This window comes from Pseudomonas sp. ES3-33 (assembly GCF_000952175.1).
Taxonomy (GTDB): domain Bacteria; phylum Pseudomonadota; class Gammaproteobacteria; order Pseudomonadales; family Pseudomonadaceae; genus Aquipseudomonas; species Aquipseudomonas gregormendelii.
In genome coordinates this window covers 1-4,935 of the sequence record NZ_JZRI01000018.1, presented here as the reverse complement: position 1 = coordinate 4,935, position 4,935 = coordinate 1, and the positions used below count along the sequence as shown (strand labels likewise).

The 4,935-nt window shown below is 47.9% G+C and carries 1 protein-coding gene and 3 pseudogenes; all 4 read left to right on the top strand.

Annotated features, from left to right (window positions below):
* A pseudogene (locus tag UB23_RS30085) lies at window positions 1-238 on the top strand (DUF1837 domain-containing protein); the annotation flags it as partial.
* Between the two features lie 3 nt (window positions 239-241).
* Window positions 242-2,758, top strand: a complete 2,517-nt coding sequence (locus UB23_RS02395) for a DEAD/DEAH box helicase (RefSeq protein WP_045057743.1) — start codon at window positions 242-244, stop codon at window positions 2,756-2,758.
* A gap of 908 nt (window positions 2,759-3,666) precedes the next feature.
* Window positions 3,667-4,645, top strand: a pseudogene (locus UB23_RS02385) (integrase domain-containing protein).
* A pseudogene (locus UB23_RS02380) lies at window positions 4,642-4,916 on the top strand (hypothetical protein). Before UB23_RS02385 ends, UB23_RS02380 begins: the two co-directional pseudogenes overlap by 4 nt.
* The last annotated feature ends 19 nt before the right edge of the window (window positions 4,917-4,935 follow it).

Sequence of the window (4,935 nt, the reverse complement as noted above, 5' to 3'; positions counted from 1 at the left end):
CCACGCATGCCTAATCGGCTACAACTGGAAAGAATATCAAAACATCCACAAAATCAAACAAAGCGATCTTTCTAGTCAATTCCGCCAAATGCTACTTACCGAAAGCAAGAACATATCTAAAGCACTAAACTCAAGGTTTGGCGATTTTGAAAAAAAACATCTTAATTTTGAAGTTTTTTTCCTCCCATTTCCATCTGTCCAGCAGTTTCGTGATGAATTCAACGCAGCCCTGGACTAAACCATGAATATCGCCGAAGAATTTCAACCCCAGATAGCAAAGCTTTACAAGCTAAACATAGAGTCGCTACTCCCAGTCCCAATAAACGCTGCCTCGATGACAGAAGCCGAAATTAAAAAACTTATTGGAGTATCCTCGGCGCTTTCCCTATCCGAAGAGCCCAGCGATTTAATTCTGTCTTACGAAATAATGAGTAGACTTATAGAGTCTACCGAAGAATCCGCCATAGATATAACTTCTGCAGCAGACATTATACTTTCTAGGCTAGGGAATTTTCCAGGACGCACACTATTGCGTAGTCGTTACACGCAAGATGAACGACCCAGCATTCCTATTTCTCTTGCATTGGAAAGAGTTGCACGCGAGGCCGAAAACTCCACCAACGAGGGAATTCTTCTAACGGATTTTCAATATAAGCTTTTAGAAGCCTTACAAAAGCAAACATCCTTAAGTGTCTCCGCGCCTACTTCAGCGGGAAAATCATTTATCCTGAACATAGACCTAGTCCGCCGATTAAAGTCTTGTACAGAAAAGGTCGTTGTATACATAGTACCAACACGCGCTCTAATAAGTGAAGTTTCAAACCGAATCCGGCAAACACTTCAGCGTGAAAACATAAATGACACGACGGTTCGAACCGCGCCATTTCCGCTGGAAACAGAATCGAAATTCAAAAGCATTGTATATATTCTCACACCTGAAAGACTTCTAACCCTTCTAAAGCCAAAAAATAACACGCAACAGATTTCCACACTCATCGTGGATGAAGCGCATGAAATTCAAAAAGGGAATCGAGGGATAGTACTACACAATGCAGTTGAAATCGCACTATCGAAACATCCCAAAACGTCGCTTATGTTTGCCAGCCCTCTCATAAAGAACCCTGGATACTTACTAAATTTATTTAAACGCAGTGATAATGGGCAGTTCTTCACCGAAACAGTTTCACCCGTATCACAGAATATCTTATTAATTTCCGAAGTTAACAAAAAGCCTAACATGGTTAACGTTTCGCTGCTCACGAATAAATTTGACATCACAATCGGGGAGCGCCATGTAAATTTCCGCTTTAGAGACAGCATCTTCAAGCAAAGAGCAAATCTAGCCTATGCGATAACAAAGAACGATGACTCTACAATAATATTTGCAAACGACCCCAGTGACGCCGAAAAAATAGCAAGCGAGCTTTCCTCACTCAATAAAAATTTCGAACCAAGCAACAACATTAAAGAATTTGTTAGTTTTATTAGAAGCGAGATCCACGAAGAGCACGGATTGGTAAAAAGCCTGCAAAGCGGCGTAGCTTTCCATTATGGAGACATTCCTTCCATTGTAAGGGCTGGTATCGAAGATTTATTTCGATCTGGAGAAATCAAATACATATGTTGTACCAGCACCCTATTGCAGGGTGTCAATCTTCCCGCAAAGCATATTGTGATTGACAACCCGTACAGCGGCAAAAATCCAATGCTGCGATCGGACTTCTTAAATCTAGCAGGAAGAGCCGGCAGACTTCTCCAGGAGTTCCATGGCAACATATGGTGTATAAGACCAGGAAGTTGGGTGGACGAATCCTACAAGGGCGATACTCTACAAGAAATAAAATCATCCATGGATAAAATTATGGGTGACGGGGGGAAAATTATTCAGGAGCTTATAAACGAGTCTCTAACTGATGAAAAAGAAAAGGAGATAGCCGAAGCCGGATTTAGTAAGCTTTTTCATGAAAGCATGACGTCAACTGATACGGAACTAACAGCGAAGTACAGCACCTCTGACACCGCCGAAATTTTCAACGATAACTTAATCCATATAAGATCACTTGAGGTCACGCTTCCTTATGATATTCTTGAGGCCCATCGATCATTGAGACCAGACCACCTCCAACATATTTATAACCATATGATTGGAGCGCTGAGCATTGACCATCTTTCGCTTTTGCAGCCGTTCGAGGTTGGCGGAAAAGAAAGAATGTCAAATGCTGTGGATCTCGTTTGTGAGTATTTTTCTTGGGATGCAACAGTAAACTCTATAAAATATAGAAATCTTATATGTAATCTCGCACACGATTGGGTTACTGGTAAATCCATCGGATCTATACTCAAAGATCGCGTAAATTACGTCCGCAGAGACGACGATAATAAATTAAGCGCCTCCTCAATAATTCGACAGGTGTTGAAAGTTATCGAAAGCGCAATAAGGTTTAGGCTCGTTAAATACCTTAGCGCATACGAAGATCTTCTAGAGCTAGCTTTATTGGAAAGAGGATTCTCCAAAGAAGACGCTCAACAGGCTCCCTACCACACTTTCCTAGAGTTCGGCTCATGTAACAAAGTTGAATTAGGTCTGATGTCAGTAGGCTTTTCAAGATTTACTGCGCTTAGATTGAAGAAAATCATCGGGAACACAGACGCCGTAGATGTAGAAGATTATTTGGAAGCTCTTTCGAAAATCAATATCAACTCAATCGACCTTCCGAAATTATGCCTGAACGAGCTAAAAAGTATTTTGGGACGATAATTAACAGTATCGCCTATCCTGAATTGCACTAGACCTCTTCAATCAGGGTCCATTTCAGCATGGCTGCAAAGGCGCCCTGCTTAAATGGACCTCACTTAAAAATCTAAAGCCCAAGCAACTATCTGTGGAAATCCACTGATTTCCACCGGTGGATAATTTCATCCACAGCCGCAGAATTCCCCAAAATTCGAGCCTTGACCCGAATTATCCACAGGCGTAAAAAAGATCGGGCAAAGCGCTGTCGCTGACAGCAACCCCAGGTAGCCAGAACCTTTAAGGCTACGCCACACCGTGGTGGTTCTCCCAAAGTGCGATTAGCGTCCGGCGGCTCGCACGGTCACAGCGATGTGATGGATGCCTACTTTTACCAGTGTGCCCACTGCGGCAACTCATCCCCTTTCATAGCTGCCCTGCAGCAACCTATCCGCTTGGCCATTTCCTTGCGCAAACCTGCGCCCGTCTCTTTCTTCCGGAAAGAGACGGGCGCTCCTACCATTGCTGCAGCCCACCTCGTACAAGGCATTCCGGCATTTCCCCTCGTGACAATCGGCGTGACAAACACCGAAGTCACCAGCAACAGCGATATAGATGATGGTGCCGCAGACCATGGAATGGACTGCACCTGACTGACAGTCAGGCATGCCCCGGTCATCGCTTCACTGCCTTCACCCGACTCAGGATCTCGCGGCATTGGTCTCGTCAGCCAGTGCAGCCTCCACCCGCCCACCGGTAACGGTGCTCAGGAGGCCAGATCATGGGATGCCCTTGCTCCCGGTCGTGAGGAGTCGTCAGTCCCGCGTTAGAGGACATCCCCACAGGTCGCAGGGGCCTTGAACCCTGATAACACTCAGCATTCTTGGCGGGATGACGTGGGGCGAGGATCGGAGAACGGCGGATGGGTGACCGACATGACATTGGTGGGTAAACGCGATGGCCACAATTTCGGCTATGGCAGGCAATTGAGCTATGCGGGGCCGCAGGCATTGAAAGACATGTTCGGCGGTGGCCACTACGGCACGGTCAAGGCGCATTCTGATCGGTGGCAGGCATTTGTGAAGTGGTGCCGATCCGAACAGGGGCCCGGTATCAATGACGCGCGGCAGGTTGATCGGAAGGTGTTGGCCAACTATGCGGCGTATCTCCGTGACCTGGTTGGGCGCGGCGACCTCGCCATCAGCACCGCGCAAAATCGGCTATCCAGCGTTAACAGGACCATGGCGGCGCTTCGCGGTGATCAGTGCGTGAAGTTGCCCACCCCGAGCAAAGCGTTGCGTATGCAGCGCAACGGGGTTCGCCAGTCGGTGCCACAGGGCCAGGACCGCAAACAGGTTCAGCAAATCGTCGATGCGCTTTGCCGTCATCATCAGCTACGGGCCGCCGCGATTGTTCTGTTAGCGCGAGCCACCGGCATGCGCTTGCGTGAGGCCATCTTGGCTGACCTGCCACGGTTAAGTCGTGAGGCCCAAAATTTAGGCAGGATCAACATCCAGGATGGCACCAAGGGCGGCCGCGCCGGCGCCTCGGCACCACGTTGGATTGCGGTGGACGACCATGTTCGAGGTGCACTTGGGGTTGCACGACAGGTGTTGCCTGAGGGGAGCCGCAATCTCATCGCGCCACACGAAAGCTACCTGAATTTTCTACAAAGAATTGTCCGCCCTGCACGGGACATCATGCATGCACACAACCTCAAAGGCTTCCATGAGCTACGAGCGGCACGCATGTGAGCGCTATGAGCAAATCACCCAACACCGCGCGCCTATTAATGGCGACCAATGTTGCCAGGTAGATAGGAACCTTGATCGTGAGGCCCGAAGGCAAATCAGCTACGAGCTGGGGCACGGTCGGATCGATGTGGTCGCTGCCTATATTGGAGGGCGGTCATGAGTAAGCCATTCGACATGGAACTGTTCTTGGGTGTAATGCTTACGGGGTCGCCCGCGACACGGCAACGCCATTTACGGCAGGCGAAGACCATCCAGAATGAAATTGCTGAACGCTGGCAGCGAGAAACGCCGTGGACTTGGCAGAGAAAGCATCTAGACTGGTTTCTAAATCATCGCCTAGAAGAGCATAGTGACGAAACGCGGTATTATTACTTGTTGACCGTGCGCTGCTCGCTCGCAGATTAGAAAAACAATGGATTTTTGTTATCTAAATTAAGACAAAAAAACTAA